Origin of the sequence: Klebsiella sp. HMSC16A12, assembly GCF_001808265.1 — a bacterium.
GTDB lineage: Bacteria > Pseudomonadota > Gammaproteobacteria > Enterobacterales > Enterobacteriaceae > Klebsiella > Klebsiella pneumoniae.
Genome location: NZ_KV792534.1, coordinates 1 through 3,246 on the forward strand (window position 1 = coordinate 1; position 3,246 = coordinate 3,246).

Consider the following 3,246-nt stretch of genomic DNA (forward strand, 5'->3'; position numbering starts at 1 on the left):
AGCAGGAAGGGAAGAAATCCCAGCGCTCACTGGATAATGATGACATGCTCGAAGCACTCAAACAGCTTCAGTCACGTTCAGAGGACATTTTTGGTAAAAGAGCCCGCTGATGGTACTCACTGGCCGGACAGTGGTTGCTCACCAGTTGATATTGTCCGGCCAGACCCATGATGTATTATTCATTTCGTTCAGCATCTTTATGTCCTGCTTTTCACGGGCATACTTACCCCATAATGAATGAAAAGAACGAACAATACTGATTAACTGCTTTTTTCTTTGCTCCGGAGATAGGCTGATAAAATAGCAGCACCTGCTGTCAATATTATCCTCAATGAAATTAAAATCAGAGTCTGATGCATATTTTACTGTTAGCATAATATCATTCGACGTTGTTCTCTCAGACTCTGTTAATGCTGATTCTATCAGGTATTCAAAGGCATACATGACAGACAGCTGGTTTTTGTCTGTCTGAATATAACCCATTGAGTTTCTGAGTATTGAGGACTGTACCAGGACCAGAGGCCATAAAAGCTCAACACCATAAAGCTTATATGTATCATGTTGATCATACTGATGTTGCTCAACACGACGATTACCTTCCCGTGCTTTACGAATATCATAGGCAAGGGATAACATAAATCCGTCTTTAACTTTAATCAGTGGGCTTTCATCCACGATGTAATGAATGAGTTCATGTAATTCATTCAGGGCTTCTGAATCTCCCCACAGTATAAAACCTGCATTGTTCGGCGTTAACTCGTATCGAAGCATGGGCTCAATCATCCTGTTGTTTCAGTCGGAGGAAAGTCTATCAGTAAAGAGAATGAGAGATCAAAGTGGTCATTTTAATTGAGCTGGATAACGGACATTTCAATTGAGCCTTGACAAATTTTGTTATAACCATTTAGTAATGTCACTTTTTATCCAGATAGAAATGTCACCTTAGAGTAAGCTAAACTGAATGCAATTCTAAGGGACTCAACGCATGTTGGTGACCATGTCAGATAAAGAGATCCACCGTTTACCGGTGATACAGGCAGTTTGTGAAAAGCGTCTGCGCCGTCGTGATGCAGCATCACAGCTTGGCATTTCAGAACGTCAGGCGCAACGGCTTATTAATCGTTACCGGGTTTCAGGTGCTGAAGGACTTGTCAGCCGCAAACGCGGTAAACCCAGCAACCGTCGGCTGACCGAATCTCTCAAAATGCGTGTACTCACGCTGATACGTGAAAACTACAGTGACTTTGGACCCACACTGGCCGCAGAAAAGCTCAGAGAGCGCCATAATATCCGGCTTTCAATCGAGACCGTCCGCAACTGGATGACGTCTGACGGAATCTGGATCCCACATGCCCGACGCAAGTCACGGGTTTATCAACCCCGGCATCGACGTGATTGCCTGGGGGAACTGATCCAGATCGACGGCTCCCACCATGACTGGTTTGAAGGCCGTGCACCAAAATGCTGCCTGCTGGTCTTTATCGATGATGCCACCGGCCGTCTGATGCATTTGCGGTTCAGCGAATCAGAAACAGCCTTTGACTACATGCTGGCTACCCGGGAATACATTGAGCAGCATGGGAAGCCGGTATCACTGTACAGTGACAAACACGCAATATTTCGCGTCAGTGGTCCAGAGAATCGCAATACCACTGTTTCCCAGTTCGGACGTGTGCTTTATGACCTGGCAATCGAGCTTATCTGTGCCAACAGCTCTGAAGCTAAAGGCCGCGTGGAACGTGCGAATCAGACTCTTCAGGATCGACTGATCAAAGAAATGCGTCTGGAAGGAATTACCGGCATTGAGGCAGCAAATGCCTGGCTTGCCACTTTCATTGCAGACTTTAACCGCCGATTCTCACGTCCGGTCAGGTTCCCCAAAGATTTACATCGTCCGGTGAAGGAAAACCCCGATGAGTTAAGAGACATCTTTGCCTGGCATGATGTCCGTACCGTGTCGAAATCACTGACCTTCCAGTACGATAAGATCCTTTATCTCATGGACCCGACAGAAGAAAATAGCCGTCTTGCCGGTGAGAAAATTAAAGTGCTGGATTATCCCGATGGCACCCTCGCCTTCCACTACGGACATCGGAGCCTTGAGTGCCAGGCATTTGATAAACTGGCCTGTGTCGACCAGGGGCAGATTGTTGATAACAAACGTCTCGGGACTGTACTCAGACTGGCTCAGGTAAAACAGGATGAACGGGAAAACGAAGGCAAACGGGAACGAAGCAAAAAATCGCCCAGCCGTAAAGCTCAGGTGCGCATCCAGGAACAACTCCGGGCGATCAATCCCGTTCTGGCAGACCCGAACTTGTTTGTGGCAAGTTCAAAGCGGTAGAATCGACCATCAGTGCTATGAAGTAGCAGGTAACGGTGAGCTCCCAAAAGGATACTTGAGATGATTAAATTCCCGACTAAAAAGCGCGTTGATTTATATAAAAATGCCGTCAGTTCTGAGCAATTACAGCTGGATCTGGCTGCGGCTCAGGAATTTATGTTCGATGCCTGGGAAACTGATGACCTGGACGTTGTGCTGAAACTCATCAGAAAAGCTATCAAAAAATCCCCGCTCTGTGCTGACGCATACTCATTCTACTGCGAGATATCCGAAGAGCCCCCTGAGTCAAAAATCGGTACTCTGGAGACGGCTTTATATGCGGCCAGTGTCGCACTGGGTGAAGATTTTCAGGAATTTGCGGGCAATTTCTGGGGATTTGTCGAAACGCGTCCATATATGAGAGCAAAAGCAGCATTGGCTGATGCCCTATGGGAGTCAGGTAATTTCTACCCGGCCATGTCTCATTGCCACGAAATGCTCAAGCTAAACCCGAACGACAACCAGGGGATTCGTCATTTATTAGCGAACTATTATCTTGAACTCGAAATGGTGGATGATCTGAGCGTGCTACTGGATGATTATTCAGGTGATATGCGCCCGTTTCTTCAGTATACACGCGCCCTCCTCGCCTACAGACAGTCATCCCCCGATGCCGATGATATCGCTAAAGCAGCTATTAGCTCTAATAAGCACATCCCAAGCTTGTTATCAAAGTGCAAATTACAACCAAAGTCTAACAGTGGATATATCACGTTAGGTGAAATGGATGAAGCAATTGATTATATAAACCATAATATTAAACCTTGGATCAGAACACCTAATGCTATTGAATGGATCATGAATATTTCCTCGGCCAATAAGTAGTCAGAAAGGGTAATGACTCCAACTTACTGATAGTGTTT

The 3,246-nt window shown here is 46.1% G+C and carries 3 protein-coding genes; 2 read left to right on the forward strand and 1 reads right to left on the reverse strand.

Annotation, left to right across the window (positions count from 1 at the left end; all coding sequences use genetic code 11):
* Positions 1-138: 138 nt before the first annotated feature.
* A complete protein-coding gene (locus HMPREF3140_RS02440; protein WP_001567369.1) occupies positions 139-771 on the reverse strand; it encodes a DUF6904 family protein in 633 nt (210 codons plus the stop codon).
* A 226-nt stretch (positions 772-997) separates the two neighbouring features.
* Between HMPREF3140_RS02440 and HMPREF3140_RS02445 the strand changes: the two genes are divergently transcribed.
* Both HMPREF3140_RS02445 and HMPREF3140_RS02450 read left to right on the forward strand, forming a co-directional pair.
* A complete protein-coding gene (locus tag HMPREF3140_RS02445) occupies positions 998-2,344 on the forward strand; it encodes an ISNCY family transposase (RefSeq protein ID WP_077254792.1) in 1,347 nt (448 codons plus the stop codon).
* A 60-nt stretch (positions 2,345-2,404) separates the two neighbouring features.
* Positions 2,405-3,208: a tetratricopeptide repeat protein gene (locus HMPREF3140_RS02450; protein WP_029497501.1), complete on the forward strand. Its 804-nt coding sequence runs from the start codon at positions 2,405-2,407 to the stop codon at positions 3,206-3,208.
* The last annotated feature ends 38 nt before the right edge of the window (positions 3,209-3,246 follow it).

What these genes read in the sequence shown, in the direction of transcription:
- HMPREF3140_RS02440 (WP_001567369.1), bottom strand. Translation starts at nt 771, where the DNA reads ATGCTTCGATACGAGTTAACGCCGAACAATGCAGGTTTTATACTGTGG.
- HMPREF3140_RS02445 (WP_077254792.1), top strand. Translation starts at nt 998, where the DNA reads ATGTCAGATAAAGAGATCCACCGTTTACCGGTGATACAGGCAGTTTGT.
- HMPREF3140_RS02450 (WP_029497501.1), top strand. Translation starts at nt 2,405, where the DNA reads ATGATTAAATTCCCGACTAAAAAGCGCGTTGATTTATATAAAAATGCC.